Here is a 19,068-nt window from a genome sequence, read left to right as displayed (position 1 = left end):
GCCCTCGTATGCTTTCCGCTGATGGAGAGCTGTACGAGGGCTTATTTTAGTTACAGTGAATACGTGAAAAGAAGACTAGGACAAGGACGTCACAGAATCGTATTGACGTAAAATGCTGGTTAATTCGTTAAGCAACGCTTGATTCTCCTCTTGCGTACCGATCGAGACGCGGACATGTTGCGGAAGCTGCCAGGCTCCGGCATACCTGACAATAATTCCTCTGCTCAGCAATTGTTCATAAATTGCCTTCGCATTCGCTCCCAGCTCTACCAGCACGAAGTTGCTCATGCTCCTCGTATACGTTAGCTGGAGTTCGTCTAGAGCATGGTATAGCTGCTCACGGCCCTGAACCGTTAACTCCTGAGAACGGAGGAGATGCTCATCATCGTCAAGCGCCGCGATCGCGGCTATCTGCGCTAATGCATTGACATTGAACGGCTCCTTCACCTTCAGAATCTGCTGAACGATATCCTCTCTGGCTGCGCCAAAGCCGACTCGCAGACCGGCTAAACCGTATATTTTCGAGAAAGTTTGCAGGACGACAATTGGATACCCGGCGCGGACATATTCTAGGCCGCTGCTGTAATCGCTGGCTGTCACATAGTGATTGTAGGCGGCGTCGAACAGGACGAGAACTCGCCTGGGCAAGGCTTCAAGAAGCTGCTGGAGAAGCGGTCCAGGCAAGTAGGTGCCGGTAGGGTTATTAGGAGAACAGATACATAGCAATTTGGTTCGTTCTGTGACTGCTGCGAGAATCGCGTGGATGTCAATTTCATATTGCTCGTTTAGAGGAACGGGGACAATTCGGGCTGCCATCAGATGGGCTCCGAATTCGTATTCGCTAAAAGATGGAGAGAGTACGATAATCTCATCCTCTGGTTCCAGGTAGGCTTCCGACACCAGCGTTATCAATTCATCTCCGCCATTCGTCAGAATGAATTGCTCCGGGGCCAAGTCCAGCTCGGAAGCAAGCGCATGTCGAAGCCTGGACGCTCTCGTATCAGGGTAGCGGTGTATGTCAGGCAGTGCGGCAGCGATGGCTTCAAGCGCCTTGGGGGAAGGACCCAGCGAATTTTCGTTCGAGGCAAGTTTAATTATTTTGGATAACCCGTGCTCTTGTTGCAGCTCCCAAATCGGCTTGCCTGGCGTATAAGGCTTAATATTTCGTACAGTATTGCGGGCTTTGACTTCTTTATGGTCGTCCATCATATGCTCTCCTCCTAATGAAGATTTATCCAGTTCTTGCGATTATAATGTATTACTCTTGAGTGAACAAGTAAACATCCATTTGATTGATAGATTGCCGATCCGCTTGTCATTATCCAGGACAATCAATAATTCCAACGGCATGAATAGATTGGATGGTATAGAAAGGCGACGATTGGAGGGTTACGGACTTGCTTCGATTCGCTAAGATCGGTTTGACCAAGGGTACGCTGTGGAAGATAGCTTCACAGGGCCTGTTCGAAAACTGCGAAAGAAGTGATAGAAGTGGCAAGCATGGATTTACGAAAATGGCGAACATTCCACCTGCTGGCATGGGGGACGTTCATCGGCATGTTCCTTGTGCTGCTTGCAGGGGCATTAGTTACGAAGACGGGTTCCGGACGAGGCTGTGGAAGTGATTGGCCACTGTGCAATGGCAAATTTATACCAGCTTATACGCTGGAGTCGATGATTGAATATTCGCATCGTATGGTAACGGGAGTTGTAGGTTTGCTCGTGATCATAACATTTATTTATACATGGCGTTATCTAAGGCATCCTGAAGCATTACTGTATGCTGGTGGCACACTGCTGTTCACGATCATTCAAGCCTTGATGGGAGCAGCTGCCGTTATATGGCCGCAGCAACCGGCCGTTATGGCGCTTCATTTTGGAATATCATTGTTAGCGGTAGCCTGCAGTATGCTGCTTGTCTTATGGAGCTATCGGATGAAGAGAACAGCGAGGCAGAGCTTCTCACGGCAACTCCCTACGATTGGTTATTTAATGGCATGGGGAATCTGGCTTTTCTGTATCGGTGTAGTGTATCTTGGAGCTTATATACGACATAAGCAGGCCGGAGGAGGCTGCAAGGGCTGGCTGCTCTGTAACGGTCAACTGATCCCGGATTTATCCGGTCCTGCGGGAATCGTATTCGCGCATCGGGCTGCTGCTCTGATCTTGCTCCTGCTTATCATTGGATTCTACACTCTTGCCCGCTGCGCTAGATGGAAGGAACAAGCTGCAAGGGCTGGGCTTCGGCCAGTCACACTTTGGGCTCTAATTCTGGTCATCGCTCAAATCGGCAGTGGCGCCCTTCTTGGAGTAGTTGCAGGCAACCCGGATTTAATTCTGTTCGCGAGTCTTCTTCACAATGTATTGGCTACTATATTGTTCTGTATTCTATCGGACCAGGCAATCCTGTCTTATAAGTACCATTGCTCGAAATAAAACAACCGCCAAGCTCAATCCATCCATGAGTCTGGCGGTTGTTTATGCAAAGCTGCGGTAATTGCTACTGTTTAGTCTGTCAAGCTGTGCAGCGCCTCGGCGAATTTAGCGATGCCGCTCTCGATCTCCTCGGTCTTCGCTCTGGCATATGTGAAGCGGACGAAGCCGGAATCCGAACCGTAGACACTGCCGGGCACGAAGGCGACGCCCCTTCGGATCGCTTCATCCAGCAGTTTGCCGTCGGGTACCTTGGGGGTAAGCATGCACCATAAATGCAGGCCGCCTTGCGGAGTGACGAATGAGATCTGGTCGCCCAGCTCCCTCCGCAGGGACTCGATGAGCAAGTCCCGCTTGAATTGGAGCTGGATTTGCAGACGATCCAGATGGGGCTGGAAATAGTCCGATTTTATAAATTGAGCGGCAACCTGCTGCGGGATGACACTCAAGCCGAAGTCCATCTGCTGTCTGGCATCGGCCAATCTCTGCACGATCGAATTCGGAGCTACCATCCAGCCGATCCTTAGGCCGGAGGCGGCAATTTTGGAGAAAGAGCCGATGTACAGAATGTTGCCGTTCGAATCCATCGATTTGAGCGGCGCAGGAGCGGTTCCTTCAAATGCCGTTAGGCTGAACGGGTCATCCTCTACGATCGGAAGCCCAAGTTCACTGGCGACAGAGAACAATTGCTCGCGACGTTCACTGCTGATGACCGCACCCGTCGGATTTTGAAAGTTGGGATTCAGGAACACCATTTTGATCCGATGCTTCTTGTATAACTCCCTTATGTCTTCAGGGTGGACGCCATACTGATCGATAGGTAGCCGGAACAGACGGAGTCCTGCCGATTGGAACATTGGAAGCGAGTAGCAGTAGGATGGATCCTCAATCGCTACTGCGTCCCCGGGGGACAGGAGGCATTGCGTGATCAGATATAGCGATTGTTGAGAACCCGAGGTAATCATGATCGACGATTCTGTGGTCTGAATTCCCCGGTACTTTTGCAAATAATCGACCAGGGATTGTCTAAGCGGTATATATCCCTGCGGGTTATCATAGCCCAGATATGAGGTGTAATGATGCTCACGCATCAGGGCTGCAATTTCATCAAGCGGGGCTAAATCCGCCGCTAATTCACCGCTCGCAAAGTCGATCAGGGAAGGGTCTTGACTCAGCGCATCCCGTATTTTGCGTAGAAAAGGCAAATTGGGCAGGAAGCTTCCGCCCTCAGCATATCGGTTCCAATTCGGCGTATGTTTAGGTGTGGCGCCCCATTTAGTCCGGCTTACCCGTGTTCCGCTGCCCGTGCGGCTCTCAATAATCCCCATCGATCTCAGTTCGGCGAACGCGAGGATCACAGTGCTGCGATTCACACCGAGCTGCTCGGCCAGTTTCCGTTCGGACGGGAGCAGGCTGCCTGGAGGGAACTCGCTATAGGCGATTCTCTTCTCCAGATGATCGGCAATTTGTTCATAGAGCGGTTTTTTGCTCTGACGGTCTGGTTTCCACATGCGTTATCACCTTCAGTTTGAATCTTGGCTTATTGTGACTTTTATCATACCACTGATCTTTGGAATTGCAGGGTCTGTTTTTATCACAACCTTGACAATTGTTTTGCGATTCTTTGAACATGGATGGGTTCTGAAGTGATAAATTGGTTGGTATATCATGCGAATGCCATAAAAAGGATCGCAATAAGGGATGAAATTATTCTTATGAAACAGGTGTTCCATTTGGAACATTGTGATCAGGTTTGAGCAGAATCACATCGCCACTCTCCGGAACACCGCCTATAACAAGTACTTCCGATTTATATCCGGCAATCCTCCTTGGAGGGAAGTTGATGACAGCTACGATTTGGCGACCTATGATTGATTCAGGTGCATATCTCCTCGTAATCTGGGCGCTTGAACTTTTGATGCCAAACTCTCCAAAATCAATTTTCATTTTAATGGCTGGTTGACGCGCTTCCGGGAAGTGCTCTGCTTCCACAATTGTACCGATTCGGATATCAAGTTTTAAAAAGTCTTCAATGGTTGCCATAAGTAATCTCCTTCTGGTAAACAGTTTTATCCTTAATAGAGAATAGATTAGTATAACTATAACATTTTGATCAAATAGGCCAAATAAATAAGTACATTCAATTTATAAAGGAATGGATGGCTGCACAAACATAAAAGTGGATGGTTACAATTTATGCTCCATTGGATGGTTTATTTTAGTCCACTCTCTTTTATGATAAGGTTCAGGGTTCGATAAGATACGTCCATGTATTGTCGGAATGGATCATAGAGAGGGATGATAAAGTGAGAAATCGGCATGTGAAAGTAGCAGTTATTCAAGCCGCACCGATCTTGTTCGATAAGCAGTCGGCCATGGACAAGATATCTACGATGACGAAGGAAGCAGCTGAACAGGGAGCGGAGCTCATCGTCTTCCCTGAAGTGTTCCTGCCGGGATACCCGCGCGGTCTGAGCTTCGGAGCACGTGTTGGAAGCCGTACACCCGATGGGCGAAAGGATTGGGAACGTTATTGGTCTAGCGCCATCGATGTTCCAGGTGATGAGACGAAGCAGATCGGCGATTTGGCTAAGGAATTGGGGGTTCATCTTGTCATCGGTGTTGTGGAGCGCGATCAGGAGTTCAGTACAGGCACTTTATTCAATACGATGATCTATATCGGGCCTGACGGGGAACTGCTGGGCAAGCACCGCAAGCTGGTTCCAACCGGTTCCGAGCGGCTATTATGGGGGCAAGGTGACGGCAGCACGTTGACCGTGATCGACACTCCCTTTGGCAGAGTAGGAGGGCTAATCTGCTGGGAGAATTATATGCCGTTGGCCCGGACAGCGATGTACGCGCAGGGGATTGATATCTATGTAGCCCCGACGGCGGATGCACGGGATTCATGGCAGTCGACGATTCGCCATATTGCCTGCGAAGGCCGCTGTTTTGTCCTCTCCTGCAATCAGTTTGCAACCAAGGAGTCCTATCCCGCGGACCTGGCCTATTATCCAGATATCGAGCAGGATCCCGAGGTGCTCAGTAAAGGGGGAAGCGCGATTGTGGGGCCATTAGGGGAATACATTGCGGAGCCGCTTTATAACCAGGAGGGCATTATCGTGGCGACACTGGATCTCTCCGAGATCGTACGGAGCCGGTTTGATTTTGATCCGGTTGGGCATTATAGCCGTCCAGATGTTTTTCAGTTGATCGTGAATGAGACGAAGCAGGACATTGTACAAAGAAAACAATAGACAACTATAGATTTTTTATAGCATGAAAAAGGGGTTGGAGAGATTGGAAAATAGCTTAAGAGAACGGTTAGAGACCATTCTGCTGACGAATGAGAACATCGCCTCGGCGGAGGAGGAATTGCTGTCGATCATTCCAGAACTCATCGTCTGCAAAGATTGTGAGCAGCATATGCCGGCGCATCGTCTGCCCGTACTTCTTCATACTTACGAGGTTGTAGATGGGGTGAGGAAGGATCTTGCTCTGAAGCTAGCGGCATTGTTCCATGATATTGGCAAGCCATATACCAAGGTTACACGGGATGGAGTGGACAGCTTCAAGGGGCATGAAGAGATCAGCGTTATTCTGGGAGATTTCATCCTGCAGCGCCTAGGTTTCGACGATACGATTCGGCGGGAGGTTGGTATGCTAGTCAAATACCATGATACTGAATTGTTCCCAGGTCAGGAGAGCATAGACGATATTACCAGCAAAATAGGTATAGAGCTAGTGCTTCCATTGCTGGAGCTGCAGCTCTCTGATTTGCTGGCGCATTCTGAGCAGAAGGTGAAAGCCCTCTTGCCGCAAAGAGAGGACACGTTGAAGTTTTTCTTGAGTAGTGTAGGCAGCAAGCTGTAGTGATCACTTAGATCTGAGCGCTAACGAAACTCCATATCGTTATTTCCGCAAAAACAGCGATATATAAAACCTAACGAAACACCATAACGCTATTTGTGATCAATTCGATCAAAAAGCCATGAAAGTGGCGAAATAACGATCCCCAGTTTCGTTAAAATTCATAGCAGTCCTTTTTGGAGCAAATAGCGATACCCTGTTTCGTTAGAAACGAGATCTAAAATTAAAAAGGGAAGCCCTGATTCGGGCTTCCCTTTGTGCGTAACGCGGCTTATTTATCAGCCGAAATAATAAGGAACATCGGCCTCCGGAGTTCATCCTTCATATCGGGAATACTCCTTAACATTTCTTCAGAAGGAACAGGCTCCTGGACCTCCCGTAATGTAAATCCGGCATGAATCAAGTCATTCATATAGGTCGAAATCGTTCGATGATATTTGATAACATTTTCATTAAGAAATGTGGTATTCCGCTGACCCTCGAATTGGTAGCGATCCACCGGCCAATGAAGAAGATTTCCCTGGTCATCGTAATACCAATCCTGCTCATCCTGAGAAGTGAAGATGGGATGTTCCACAGAAAACACAAAAGAACCTCCCGGTTTGAGACAAGCATAAACTTTGCTGCAGAGCGCTTCAAAGGACTGAATGTAGTGAAAAGCCAAAGAGCTAATGACAACATCAAATTGCGAAGCGGAGAAGTTGATATCTTCGATGGGCATATTCATATAAGAAATCGCAGAGTCATCCGTCATTTCACGGGCTTTTTGCAGCATTTTCGCAGATATATCTACTCCGATTACAGAGCTTGCTTGTTGTTCACGGGCATAACGGCAATGCCAGCCGAAACCGCAACCTAAGTCAAGAACCGTTTTATTTTGCAGTTCAGGCAACATTTCTTTAAATATATGCCATTCACCCGCCCCTTCAAGTCCTTTTACAGAGCGGAGCATTTTCCCATAGGTAGAAAAGAAATTTACGTCATCGTATTTATTTTGTCTCATATACATACATCTCCTATAAATTAAGATAGCCTCCTAAAACCATAAACAGATCCATTTCAGGAGGCTATCTATCTCCGTCTGACCATTTCTCTCACCCCAATGTACATAGGTTATGACCATTATTACATAAACTGCTGATGAACTAAAACCGATCTATTTACGATTGCGGAAAATAATGTCATTATCATTATATAAAATGATAATGATTGATGAGGGGCATTTTAATGACTAAAAAGGCCGATTTCCTACTTCATCCCGTGCGTATGCGCATTGTACAACAATTGCTGCTAGGTAAACCGTTAACGATTGCCCAACTGACCGACGTGCTTGGCGATGTTCCTCAGGCCACCTTATACCGGCATGTTAATCTTCTACTCAAGGCGGAGTTCATCGAGGTTGCTGACACGCAAAAAGTTAAAGGGACGGAGGAGCGATTGTTTTCTGTAAGAGAAGACAACCTGAAGATTCCTGAAGCTGAAATTGAATCGACTCCAATTGAAGATCACATCCGTTATTTTTCCGTATTTCATGGTAATTTGCTGCAGTTGGCAACCACATATCTGGCGAATACGCCACCCGAGAAGTACAAAGAAGAAGGGTTCGGATACTGGTCTACACCGATTCATGTGAGCGACGAAGAATTTATAGAGTTGGTTCAATCCATTAACCAAAGCCTCGAGAAAGTACTGGATAACAAGCCTTCGCCTGAACGGAAGACACGTCTCTTTGCCGGCATGTTCATTCCGCAAAAATCTGAGCAACAGTAAAGAGGAGGAGATAATGATGAGTATGCAAGTTGTCTTAGGTGATCGTGAATTAATCGTAAACATTTCAGGCTTAGAAGTGGCAGCCATTTTGAAAAAAGAGATTAAGATCCCTTATACTTCGATCGTGGATGTACAACCGGGTAGTTTCGAGTTCCCTTGGACTGCGGTAAAAAGAGCAGGGATTACGACAATGAGTTATAAGGCCGGAAGTTTTGTTATCCATGGGGAGAAATACTTCCTATCCTATCACGATGCTCATAAAGTCGTTATTCTCAACCTCGAAGGTGCTGAATTCGATAAAATCGTATTGGAGAGCGAGGCTCCTGAACAGCTGGCGAACGATATTAGGGCACGCTGCTTCTCACTTTAATAGACATTAGCATAGGCCGGACTTAATAGCGCTTCAAAATCCAAATTAAGTAGGGGAGGCGTCTGAAGATGCATTATAAAGAATTTGGTGATCAGAATGCTTCCCTGCTGCTTTTTTTGCATGGTGGAGGAGTGAGTGGCTGGATGTGGGATAACCAGATCCCATACTTCTCCCACTACCATTGTATCGTTCCAGATTTGCCCGGACATGGGGCGAGCCATGGTGACATTCTATTCTCTATGCGTGACAGTGCGGAAAGATTCATTGAGCTTATCGAGGAAAAAGTAGCGGGAAAGCCCGCGGGACGTAAGGTTATCCTGATTGGGTTTTCTCTAGGTGCTCAAGTTATTATTCAAATATTAAGCTTGAAACCGGATTTGGTCGATGCTGCTATCATAAATAGCGCTCTGGTCAGACCAAGTCCCCTTGGCCGCAAACTCATTAAACCTACGATTAAATGTTCATATCCGTTAATCAGAAATAAGCGCTTCGCTAGGTTGCAAGCTAAGACATTGTATATAACTGAAGAGCAATTTCAGAAATACTATGAAGAGAGCTGTCAAATGAAGCTTGCCACTCTGGTAAGCGTACTAGAGGAGAACATGTCGTTTGGAATACCTCAGAGTTTTAGAGAAGCGCATGGAAAGATCCTAGTTACGGTTGGTGCAAAAGAAAAAGCGATTATGAAAAAATCTGCAAAAGATCTTGTTGAAGCTAACTCCAATTGCACCGGTGTTATCATCCCTGAAATGGGACACGGTGTTCCTATGGCCATGCCAGACTTCTTTAATCAAATGGTTGAGAGTTGGATTCAAGAAGGAGCTCTGCCAAAAGAATGTATAGTGATTCGTTGAATTATGAAGTTCCTTCCGCAATGGCCTCATATAAAATGTTCAGACCTGTCTCCAGCTGTTCGAAGCTAGCGTATGCGTAAGAGAGTCGGATATGGTAGAAATCTTTGGCGTCGTATATATACCCTGGATTGATAAGCACATTTTGCTTCAGGAGCTTGAGAAACAGGGCTTTATTCACGAGCGGTTCGTGGAGACGAAGCCAGATGTAAAATCCGCCTGCCGGCTTATTCCAAGTCGCTATGCTGTTATAACGAAGCTGTAAAATTTCCTCGACGAAATCGGCTCTTCGCTTAAGTTGTTCCCGAAGCTGGTCGATATGTTCCTCATAAAGCCCCGATTCAAGCCAATGCCTAGCGATTTGCTGAGAGAATGCGCTTGACCCGTAATCCGTTTGCATCTTAATATCCGCCAGTCTGTCGATGACCGGCTCTGGGCCGATAACCCAGCCGATACGAAGGCCGGGGCTTAATGTCTTGGACATGCTGCCAATATAGAGTACTTGACCGTCAGAATCCAGAGATTTGAGTGAAGGCGGAGTTTTACCGAACGCCAGCCCGTGATACACATCATCTTCGATGATGGGAATTTGCTGATAAGCGCATATTTGCAGCAGCTCCCGGCGCTCATCCAGGCTCATGATTGAACCAGTTGGATTATGCAATGTCGGAACAGTATAGAATAGGGACTGCTTTTTACCTTTCATTGATATGATTTGATCCGGCAGTCTATTATCCCGATTCTCCTTGTCCAGGGAGACGATTCTCATTCCGGCAGACTGGAAAGGACGGACCGAATTCAAATAAGAAGGGGCTTCCTGAAACACGGTCGAGCCCGGCTCCAGCAAGCCTAGCGAAATCAACTGTAGAGCCTGCAACGCACCCGATACGATCATGATACTATCCGGTGTAGCGTGAATCCCTCTTTTGGTGGCATATCGGCTGAGAGCATGACGAAGCTGTCTGCTTCCCTTCGGTTCAGAGTAACCAATATCCCGGGCGGTAAGCGGGACGTTCTGCAACGAGCGCTGTAGTACAGCCGTTGGCAACAGGTCTGGGGATAGCTCGCCTGTTCCTAACCGGATGATATTCTCTCGCTGCTCATATTCATTAATAAGCTGGATCGTCTGGAAATTCGGTTCATAAATGCTGGAGGAGATGTGCTTCTCCCAATCCGGATGAATGTCCTTGATCAGAACATTCCAGCTATTGTTCGATACATAGGTTCCATCGCCGACTCTCGTAGATAGTATCCCGTCGGCCACCAGCTCTTCGATCGCATTAACGATGGTGCTGCGGTTAACTCCCATAGCTTCAGCCAGTTTTCTCTGTGTAGGGAGCTTCGTATGGATCGGCCATTCTCCGCTTTGAATGCGTTGCTTGATCCAATTTACGATCTGTTGGTGTATGGTCAGATGAGAGTGTCGGTTTGGCTTCCATTCCATAGGCTTGCAACTCCATTCTTCAGATTGGTTGGTTCTCTTGCCATCCAATTGGTTGTTCCTATTATGTATACCATATTTATAATAGATAGAAAAAGGGTGGAGGAAATTAATATTGCAGGCTTTCATACATGGAATGGTGCTCGCCTTCGGTCTTATTTTGCCGCTTGGCGTTCAGAACATCTTCGTATTTACTCAGGGTGCAGAGCAGCCGGAGTTCCGCAGAGCACTGCCAGCGGCGATCACTGCGGCGGTTAGCGATACCTTACTTATTCTACTTGCTGTGCTTGGTCTATCGGTTATGGTTGGTGAGATCGAATGGCTTCGGACTCTTATGATGTGTGGTGGGGCTCTATTTCTTAGTTATATGGGTTATTCCATGTGGAGAGCGAAGCCAGGGACAGGATACAGTCAAAATCGCATCGGACTGTCTATAAAAGAACAGATCGTCTTCGCACTCTCGGTCTCACTATTAAATCCCCATGCCATTCTTGACACTGTCGGCGTGATTGGAACGAGTGCGCTTCGTTATACAGCGGCTGACAAGATATGGTTCACTGCTGCTTGTATCTTGGTATCATGGTGCTGGTTCCTCGCCTTGACTGTTGCCGGGCGCATATTGAAGCAGTTGGATGGAACAGGAAGAATGCTCGTTATGATTAATAAATGCTCAGCCATTTTCGTATGGTTAACAGCAGTCTGGTTACTGCTTGATATCATGGGTTGGAATCCATACTAAGCGTGCTGTGGTGATCATATTATACTAGTGATTCTGAGGTCAGAATGACCCGCTAGAGCAGCAAAAATCTGGAAGACAAAATTCAGGAATAATAGAACAAACCGTAGGAAGAAAACAGCCTGGGCGTTTTGTATGATAGACATATAAAGTTCAAAAAGGCCGATTTTCAGCACCGAGAAGGTTGGATGAAGCTAGGGTCCGAGGAGCGGAGCGTACGTAGTGGGTACGTGAGTACCGGAGGGCCCGGGTGAATTCAAGATTCGATGCCGAGTTGCTTCCTGATTTACATCGTGTTAGATATAGAATTTATAAGTTATCAGCACAGCTGATGAAATTCTATATCGCAAGAAAACCTACCTTTGAGTCGCGGTCGCTCAACCTTGAATGACTTCGATCGGTTTTCTTATCAAAAGCGGACTTTTTGAACAACCTCTATAGACATATAGAAGAGATATTCTGGGCTGAATGGCAGGAGGATTACGAATATGACTAGAGTAACGGTATGGAATGAATATCGTCATGAGCAGACGGACGCTAAGGTCCGCGAGGTATACCCGGAAGGAATTCACGGACAACTGGCCAGCTTCTTGAAGGAAGCAGGCATGGATGTGAAGACGGCAACACTGGATGAGCCAGAGCATGGCCTAACTGAGGAAGTGCTTAACGATACCGACGTATTGATCTGGTGGGGACATGTCGCCCATCAAGAAGTAAGCAATGAAATCGTAGAACGGGTACATCGCCATGTCCTTCGTGGAATGGGACTTGTCGTACTGCACTCCGCGCATATGTCGAAAATCTTCATAAAGCTGATGGGCACGAGCTGCGACTTGAAATGGCGCGAAGCGAATGAGCGTGAGCGTCTGTGGGTTATGGATCCAAGCCATCCAATTGCGGAAGGCATTGGGGAATATATCGAGCTGGAACAGGAAGAAATGTATGGTACTCATTTCGATGTGCCGGCGCCAGATGAGCTGATCTTTGTCGGCTGGTTTGAAGGCGGTAATGTATTCCCGAGCGGTTCGACTTATCGCCGCGGCAACGGGAAGATTTTCTACTTCCAGCCAGGTCATGAGACACATCCGACGTATTACCATCCAGATATTCAGAAGGTTATCATTAACGGAGTTCGTTGGTGCGAACCTGTGAAACGTGATTATCCGGTCTACGGTCATTCCGAAGCGTTAGAGCAGATCAGCAAGAAGAATTAGTGAGAGAGTAGTACCAAGCCTCTATAATAGAAGAAAATGAAGGACGGGTCTCGTGAGAATAACGGGGGGCCCGTCCTTTTTGCACAGGTTTACAACCTATATCAGATTGTCTAATATAGTCAGTGAGTATAAGACAACCGAAGACTATGAGGGATGATTGTGAGTATTTATTTGGAACTACCAGAGCTGAATAAGGATTTTTCTTTTAAGAGCTTTGTTAATTCTGGTGCAGGGTTATGCTATCCGCATTGGCACAAAGAAATAGAAATTATATATGTGACGAAGGGCAGCCTGGAGCTGGGAATTAACGATGTTCCGATTCGAATGCATGCCGGACAGATTCAGTTCATTGTCGGCGGGGACGTCCATTATTTCCTGGCTGCTCCGGAGGGTGAGCGGATCGTCATTCAATTTGATCTGAGCTTGTTCTATGATTCGTCTACCGATGTAGAGCGGAAGAAATCAATTAGTGATTCCTTTATGAAAATGGAGCATTCGAGCTGGAAATGGCCTGAGCATGTGATGAAGCGTATGCGTGCCCTGGTGGAGGACATGCACGAGGAGAATGTTTCACGCCGGGAAGGCTACATGTATATGGTGAAGGCACGGTTATTTGAGATGCTGCCGATGATTTTCAGAGACATTCCTCGTAATGAAATGGCCGAGTACGCCAGCAACGGAAATATCCAGTCTCGTGAGACACTGGAGCAGCTGGAGCGAGTCTTCTCCTATGTTGAGGAGCATTATCAGGAATCAGTGACGCTGAAGGAAGTGGCTGAATATATGGGCTTTGATCCTTTCTATTTCAGCAGGCTGTTTAAGAAGAATACTGGGAAGAATTTCATTACGTTTCTAAATGAATACCGCTTGAATAAGGCGAAATGGCTGCTGCTAACCGAGGAAGGCTCAATGGCTGATGTCGCTGAAGCTTCGGGCTTCGGCAGTGTGAAGACTTTCCATCACCTATTCAAAGAGGCGACTGGCCTTTCACCGTTAAAATATAGGAAGACGTTGGCGGGGAAAGAGTAAACGCTAGAAAAAGGTCACATTTCTTGTAGCACTGTGGTTACCATCGTCATGTGAAGCTACAATTGAAGACACACGCGTGGCCAATACTTTCGCTGACCGCTAACGAAACGGGGACACTTTATTTAGGTAAGAATGAGGATGCTGGAAATGTAACGAAACACCATATTGTTATTTGAGCAAAAAAGGGGCCAATCTGCATGATATGAAGCAAATAACGATACCACGTTTCGTTAGAAAATCAAAAGGCGTTATTTGGCTCAAATAGCGATCGCCAGTTTCGTTAGATTTGGGGATTGGTGCAGGGAAGCTTCTTTGAGAGATTCGTGATTGCTGAATGACTTAATAAAACAGGGACAGGCTGATTTTCTTCAGCTTGTCCCTGTTTGTCGTTATTTTGAGATCGAGAAAGGAAGCTCTTCTGGCTTGTAGTCGCGGTAAGTTGGAGCTAAGCCGAGACGGAAGTCGAGTGGCTTGCCTTCCATAATATCTTCGTGGGTAATAAATAGCTTGGTGTAATCCTGTCCAGCCAGCTTGACGCTGGACACGAAGTTGGACTGCGGATTATTGTTATCCGTATGGATTTGCATCTGCTTGCCGTTAGGCAGCTCAATCGTTACCTGATCGAATAACGGAATGCCAAGCACGTACTCGTTGCTGCCAGGGGATACTGGGTAGAAGCCCATGGAGCTGAATACATACCAGCCGGCCATACTGCCGTTATCCTCGTCTCCAGGATATCCATTAAAGCCGCTGTTGAACAGATTCGTAACGATCTGTTTGATCACGACCTGTGACGAGGCTGGCTGTCCAACATAGTTGAACAGATACGGAATGTGGAAGCTTGGCTGATTGGAGATGGCCACTTGCCCAAAATCGATAGCTGCCATTTCACTCATCTCATGAATTTCGAAGCCGTAGCCTAGTACATCAAAATCCGGTGCTTTATTACATAGTTCTGTGATCTTATCGAAGAAGCGATCCTTCGAACCATAGGCATCTATCAGCCCTTGGAAATCCTGGAATACAGCGAAGCCGTTCTGCCAGGCGCTTCCTTCGGCATAGTCTCGTCCCCAGCTCGTATCGTTGAAGTCTGGACGGAATTGTCCGTTCTGATCTTTTGCCCGCATGAAGCCGATCTCGGAATCAAAGATATTACGGTAATTCAGCGCGCTCTCGCGGTATTTGTCAGCGATATCTGACTTACCCAGCATTTCGGCGACACGGCTGATGCAATAATCACTATAAGCATAGTCCAGCGTATGGTTAACGCTCTCATGATAGTTGCTTGGAACATAGCCGTATTTAATATAGTCCAATGTGCCTTGGCGACCGTAGCAGGTCTGCTCGCTCTGGGTTGTCGCCGCCTTCAGCATCGCTTCCAATAGCTCAGGCATCATGTTCAATCCGATTCCCTTGGCTGCGGCATCCGCGATAACAGCGTCGATCAAGGTGCCCGGCATCAGTCCGCGCTCATCCGGGGACAACCATTTCGGCAGGAAACCAGCTTCCCGGTAAGAGTTCAGATAGCCTTCCAGCATCTCTTCATATTCCTCTGGAGCAATGATGGAGTAGAGTGGATAGACGGTTTTATAAGTATCCCAGAAGCCGTTATTCGTATACAGAACACCTTTCTTCACCGCTCTTGCTGTTGTATCATAATGAACCGGTTCCATATTGGCATCAAGCTCGTAAAATTTCTGCGGGAACAAGAACATGCGATACATGCAAGTGTAGAAGGTGCGCAGATACTCTTCATTGGAGTGCGATACTTGGATTTTGCTCAAATAGTGGTTCCAGGCCTGTGCGCTTTGCTCCTTCAACTCGTCGATAGACAGATTCAGTTCTCGCTCCAAGTTAAGATTAGCTTGCTCACCACTAATAAAAGAAGTCGCTAGCTTGATATGAAGGGAATCTGTCTCACAGTTCTTGAAGCGGATAACGAAATGACGGTCCTTACCACTGACTGATGCTTCGCTATAGAGCTTGCCCTCTTCATCGTAGTAGCCGGAAGTGCTTAGATCGATCTCTTTATTGAAGCTCATCGCTACGTACATGCGGAATTGATCGTCATGGCAGCCGGCAAAATTGCTGACATAGCCGATGAGTTTGCGGTTAGCGGCATCAATATGCCATTCGCTGATGTTCTTCACGTTCAACACAAGCCCGGCCTGATGGCGGGAATTATACTGGATGCGCAGTGCAGCCCCGTAGCAAGTCGGAACGAGTTCGCTCGTAATATTGTAGCGCTGTTGCTTTACTCTGACATAGTTCGGTTTGAATACCGCTTCTTCCGGCCGGTAAGAGCTCTGGCAGGTGAAGACAGTGCCTCTAATCTTATCATCTGCAATAGGTGTCATTAGAAAATGGGCGAAATCCCCCATCCATGGACTTGGTTGGTGGGTGAGCCGGAAGCCGTGGAAGACGCGGTCCAGCGGGTTAAAGAACCAGCTTCCCTCATCATTAGTCTGAACGGCAAAGTGATTCATGCCGAACGGGACTGATGTATATGGAAGCGTGTTCCCATTCGAATAAGAGTGCTTGTTGTTGGTGCCTTGTCTGGTATCAATATAATGCAGCATATAGACACTCCTTCAATTTTTGAATGATTTAGGCGTTTATAGCAGCTTCACGGTCTGACGCTGGATCAGTTGAACCGGAACGATCACATTGTCCTGTGGCCGCTGCGGGTCTTCGAGCATCCCGATCAGATTCTTTGCAGCCATATAGCCCATTTGTGCAAAATCCTGTGAAATCGTCGTGAGCTTAGGTTCTACGAAGCTGGATAGATGAATATTGTCGAAGCCTACAATCGAGAAATCATCTGGTATCGATAGCCCGTTATCCTTAGCAATTTGCATAATCTCGATTGCGATCAGATCATTCTCTGCTACAATCCCCGTAATCCCGTTGTCCGTAACCGCTTGAATGAACGCCCTGTAGTACTCCTTGCCGTCACCACCCTCATGGGATAAATAACGCTCTGTCAGATCGTTCACGCTACAATCGATGAGGCCGTTGTCGTAGAGCGCTTGCAAATAACCGAAGTAGCGCTCCCGGATGGACGAAGACTTCTCGATTCTGGATGGGGTGAGAAAGGCGATTCTTTTATGATTGTTATCAACCAGATGCTTGCAGGCTTGGTATCCGCCATCAAAATTGTCGGAGACAACGTAGGGGAACGAAATACCGTCGATGATCTTATCCATCGTAACCAGCGGAAACTTCGACTGATAATATTGGTACAAAATGCCGAGATCCTCGCTGCTGCTTACAGGATAGATGATCAGACCTGAATTGTTGTTATGGAGCGCCGTCTCCAGCAGTCTGCGTTGCCCGATCACTGTGTTGGATTGGATATTCAGCGTATAATCGGTCGTCGCTAAATATTCATTAATCCCTTTCTCATAATCACCGAGTCCCGGGTTATGGGTGAATGGCAGAATGAACAAAATTTCTTTGCCAATCCGGGGCAGAGGGCGGAGAGGAGGTAGGTCAGCATGGACGAAGCTGCCTTTACCCTGTACCCGGTAGATCAAATTGGCATTTTCCAGCTCGGTCAGTGCCCGTTTGGACGTAATCCGGCTCACTTTGAACTCTTTGGAGAGCTCTGCTTCGGTAGGAAGCTGGTCCCCCGGCTGAAGTTCTCCAGATGCGATCCTCGCTTTTAATGTGTTGACGATGTGTTGATATAGTGGAATCTGTTCCATATTTTTCTCCTCACTAAATTTGGTATATCATTTATTTGCTTGATATGTCAATTAGGAATATGTTAGCGGTACAAAAATGCAGTTGTTATGTAGAATATACGATAGAATAGGCTTTTCAGCAATACACAGGCCGATACTATAGTAGTATAACCACTTTTAGCAGCTATAAAATAAGAGATGTATACGCTAGACAAATGATATGGTATATCATAAAATAGGCATTGAAGATAACTTGATATATCAATTACTCGTATCAGGGATATGAAATGATGATTTGATAGAGACTAAGGAGGCTAACATTTTGGGATACAATGAAATTCCAGCATCGGTCAAAAGCTTTATGGATCAAATTACAGAGCTATGTGGCCAGGAGCATGTACGTTGGGCTGAGAACTTCAACGCCTGCTTCGCCAATACGCTGTTAACGACAGTTAAACGTCATCCAGACGGTACGACCTTCCTATTGACCGGGGATATTCCGGCAATGTGGCTGCGGGATTCGACAGCCCAGGTAAGACCTTATCTGGTCATCGCCAAGCAGGATGCCGATCTTGAAGAGATGATTGCTGGCCTAGTCGAGCGTCAATTGCAATATATCAACATGGACCCATATGCCAATGCTTTTAATGAAGAGGAAAATAATGCCGGGCATCAGACTGACCATACGGTAATGACGCCATGGATCTGGGAGCGCAAGTATGAGATCGACTCGCTCTGTTATCCGCTCCAGCTTAGTTATCTGTTGTGGAAGTCGACTGGACGTACAGCGCAGTTCAATGAAACATTCCAGCAAGCGGTACGGAACGTCTTGGAAGTATGGGAGACTGAGCAGGATCATAACCGCTCTCCATACTCCTTTGTACGTGATACAACTCGCCTCGAGGATACGCTTGTCAGAGACGGCAAAGGGTCGTCAGTTGCACCTACCGGCATGACCTGGTCCGGCTTCCGTCCGAGCGATGATGCTTGCCGTTACGGCTATCTCGTTCCATCCAACATGTTCGCTGTTGTTATTCTTGATTATTTGCGGGAAATTTACCAGGATATCCTGAAGGATGACACCTTGATCGGGCGGATCACCAAGCTGCGTGAGGATATTGAACAAGGCTTGCAGAAGCATGCCAAGGTATCCAATGCGGGCGGTGAGACGGTATACGCTTATGAAGTTGACGGTCTAGGAAATTACAGCATTATGGATGATTCGAACGTACCGAACCTGTTGTCTGCCCCTTACTTGGGCTACTGCGACAGCAGTGATCCGTTGTATCTTGCTACCCGTAAGACATTGCTGAGTACCGAGAATCCGTTCTTCTATGAAGGAACCTATGCGAAGGGAATCGGTAGCTCGCATACGCCGGAGAATTATGTATGGCCAATCGCGCTGGCGATGGAGGGAATGACGACTGAGGATAAGGCCGAGAAGGAACGCATCCTCAATCTGCTGGTGGAATGTGATGCCGGCACTAAGCTGATGCATGAAGGCTTTGATGTGAATGATCCGACGAAATATACGAGAGAATGGTTCTCTTGGGCGAATATGATGTTTTGTGAGCTAGTCATGGATTATTTCGACATCAGAATCAACAAATAAGAGGGTGTTTAAAAGTCTCGGTGCTGAAAATCGGACTTTATGAACTTCATCAAACT

The 19,068-nt window shown here is 47.0% G+C and carries 18 protein-coding genes; 11 read left to right on the top strand and 7 right to left on the bottom strand.

What is annotated here, in order from left to right:
• Positions 1 to 75: 75 nt before the first annotated feature.
• Positions 76 to 1,206: a histidinol-phosphate transaminase gene (gene hisC / locus EI981_RS18720; RefSeq protein ID WP_127004827.1), complete on the bottom strand. Its 1,131-nt coding sequence runs from the start codon at positions 1,204 to 1,206 to the stop codon at positions 76 to 78.
• A 58-nt stretch (positions 1,207 to 1,264) separates the two neighbouring features.
• Between hisC and EI981_RS29075 the strand changes: the two genes are divergently transcribed.
• Together EI981_RS29075 and EI981_RS18715 are read left to right on the top strand one after the other, a co-directional pair.
• A complete protein-coding gene (locus tag EI981_RS29075; protein WP_162616216.1) occupies positions 1,265 to 1,414 on the top strand; it encodes a hypothetical protein in 150 nt (49 codons plus the stop codon).
• A gap of 86 nt (positions 1,415 to 1,500) precedes the next feature.
• Positions 1,501 to 2,436 carry a COX15/CtaA family protein gene (locus EI981_RS18715; protein ID WP_162616215.1) on the top strand — a complete coding sequence of 312 codons (936 nt, stop codon included), beginning with the start codon at positions 1,501 to 1,503 and terminating at the stop codon, positions 2,434 to 2,436.
• 71 nt (positions 2,437 to 2,507) lie between these two features.
• Here the strand turns inward: EI981_RS18715 and pdxR are convergent, their stop codons facing one another.
• Complete coding sequence (pdxR, locus tag EI981_RS18710) at positions 2,508 to 3,944, bottom strand: MocR-like pyridoxine biosynthesis transcription factor PdxR (protein ID WP_127000725.1); 1,437 nt, start codon at positions 3,942 to 3,944, stop codon at positions 2,508 to 2,510.
• Between the two features lie 202 nt (positions 3,945 to 4,146).
• Positions 4,147 to 4,476, bottom strand: a complete 330-nt coding sequence (csaA, locus tag EI981_RS18705; RefSeq protein WP_127000723.1) for a chaperone CsaA — start codon at positions 4,474 to 4,476, stop codon at positions 4,147 to 4,149.
• Between the two features lie 332 nt (positions 4,477 to 4,808).
• On the opposite strand from csaA, the gene EI981_RS18700 reads away from it, so the two are divergent.
• Together EI981_RS18700 and EI981_RS18695 are read left to right on the top strand one after the other, a co-directional pair.
• Positions 4,809 to 5,690 carry a carbon-nitrogen hydrolase family protein gene (locus EI981_RS18700; protein WP_418789077.1) on the top strand — a complete coding sequence of 294 codons (882 nt, stop codon included), beginning with the start codon at positions 4,809 to 4,811 and terminating at the stop codon, positions 5,688 to 5,690.
• Between the two features lie 43 nt (positions 5,691 to 5,733).
• Entirely contained in the window at positions 5,734 to 6,306 is a 573-nt protein-coding gene (locus tag EI981_RS18695; RefSeq protein WP_162616214.1) for an HDIG domain-containing metalloprotein, read from the top strand.
• A gap of 268 nt (positions 6,307 to 6,574) precedes the next feature.
• Here the strand turns inward: EI981_RS18695 and EI981_RS18690 are convergent, their stop codons facing one another.
• Positions 6,575 to 7,306 (bottom strand): class I SAM-dependent methyltransferase, encoded by a 732-nt coding sequence (locus tag EI981_RS18690; RefSeq protein ID WP_127000717.1) that lies wholly within the window; start codon positions 7,304 to 7,306, stop codon positions 6,575 to 6,577.
• A 224-nt stretch (positions 7,307 to 7,530) separates the two neighbouring features.
• Here EI981_RS18690 and EI981_RS18685 point away from each other — a divergent pair, with 224 nt between their 5' ends.
• The 3 genes from EI981_RS18685 to EI981_RS18675 all read left to right on the top strand — a co-directional run bounded on the left by EI981_RS18685 (position 7,531) and on the right by EI981_RS18675 (position 9,297).
• The gene (locus tag EI981_RS18685) at positions 7,531 to 8,073 is read left to right on the top strand and encodes a helix-turn-helix domain-containing protein (RefSeq protein ID WP_162616213.1); all 543 of its coding nucleotides are present in this window, start codon (positions 7,531 to 7,533) and stop codon (positions 8,071 to 8,073) included.
• 16 nt (positions 8,074 to 8,089) lie between these two features.
• Positions 8,090 to 8,443: a PH domain-containing protein gene (locus EI981_RS18680; protein WP_162616212.1), complete on the top strand. Its 354-nt coding sequence runs from the start codon at positions 8,090 to 8,092 to the stop codon at positions 8,441 to 8,443.
• A gap of 62 nt (positions 8,444 to 8,505) precedes the next feature.
• On the top strand, positions 8,506 to 9,297 hold the full coding sequence (locus tag EI981_RS18675; protein WP_127000711.1) for an alpha/beta fold hydrolase: 792 nt from the start codon (positions 8,506 to 8,508) through the stop codon (positions 9,295 to 9,297).
• A 1-nt stretch (position 9,298) separates the two neighbouring features.
• On the opposite strand, the gene EI981_RS18670 is transcribed toward EI981_RS18675, so the two are convergent.
• Complete coding sequence (locus EI981_RS18670; protein ID WP_127000709.1) at positions 9,299 to 10,738, bottom strand: aminotransferase-like domain-containing protein; 1,440 nt, start codon at positions 10,736 to 10,738, stop codon at positions 9,299 to 9,301.
• 112 nt (positions 10,739 to 10,850) lie between these two features.
• On the opposite strand from EI981_RS18670, the gene EI981_RS18665 reads away from it, so the two are divergent.
• The 3 genes from EI981_RS18665 (at position 10,851) to EI981_RS18655 (ending at position 13,714) form a co-directional block, all read left to right on the top strand.
• The gene (locus tag EI981_RS18665; protein WP_127000707.1) at positions 10,851 to 11,474 is read left to right on the top strand and encodes a LysE/ArgO family amino acid transporter; all 624 of its coding nucleotides are present in this window, start codon (positions 10,851 to 10,853) and stop codon (positions 11,472 to 11,474) included.
• Positions 11,475 to 11,959: 485 nt separating this feature from the next.
• Entirely contained in the window at positions 11,960 to 12,685 is a 726-nt protein-coding gene (locus EI981_RS18660; protein ID WP_127000705.1) for a ThuA domain-containing protein, read from the top strand.
• Positions 12,686 to 12,844: 159 nt separating this feature from the next.
• Entirely contained in the window at positions 12,845 to 13,714 is an 870-nt protein-coding gene (locus EI981_RS18655) for an AraC family transcriptional regulator (RefSeq protein WP_127000703.1), read from the top strand.
• A 389-nt stretch (positions 13,715 to 14,103) separates the two neighbouring features.
• Here EI981_RS18655 and EI981_RS18650 read toward each other — a convergent pair whose 3' ends face one another.
• Both EI981_RS18650 and EI981_RS18645 read right to left on the bottom strand, forming a co-directional pair.
• Positions 14,104 to 16,293: a GH92 family glycosyl hydrolase gene (locus EI981_RS18650; protein WP_127000701.1), complete on the bottom strand. Its 2,190-nt coding sequence runs from the start codon at positions 16,291 to 16,293 to the stop codon at positions 14,104 to 14,106.
• Between the two features lie 36 nt (positions 16,294 to 16,329).
• Complete coding sequence (locus EI981_RS18645; protein WP_127000699.1) at positions 16,330 to 17,421, bottom strand: GntR family transcriptional regulator; 1,092 nt, start codon at positions 17,419 to 17,421, stop codon at positions 16,330 to 16,332.
• 301 nt (positions 17,422 to 17,722) lie between these two features.
• Here EI981_RS18645 and EI981_RS18640 point away from each other — a divergent pair, with 301 nt between their 5' ends.
• Positions 17,723 to 19,012: a glycoside hydrolase family 125 protein gene (locus EI981_RS18640; protein WP_127000697.1), complete on the top strand. Its 1,290-nt coding sequence runs from the start codon at positions 17,723 to 17,725 to the stop codon at positions 19,010 to 19,012.
• Positions 19,013 to 19,068: the final 56 nt, after the last annotated feature.

This window comes from Paenibacillus lutimineralis, assembly GCF_003991425.1.
Lineage (GTDB): Bacteria > Bacillota > Bacilli > Paenibacillales > Paenibacillaceae > Fontibacillus > Fontibacillus lutimineralis.
The sequence above is the reverse complement of the archived record's forward strand: the minus strand, read 5'-3'. Positions and strand labels throughout refer to the sequence as shown.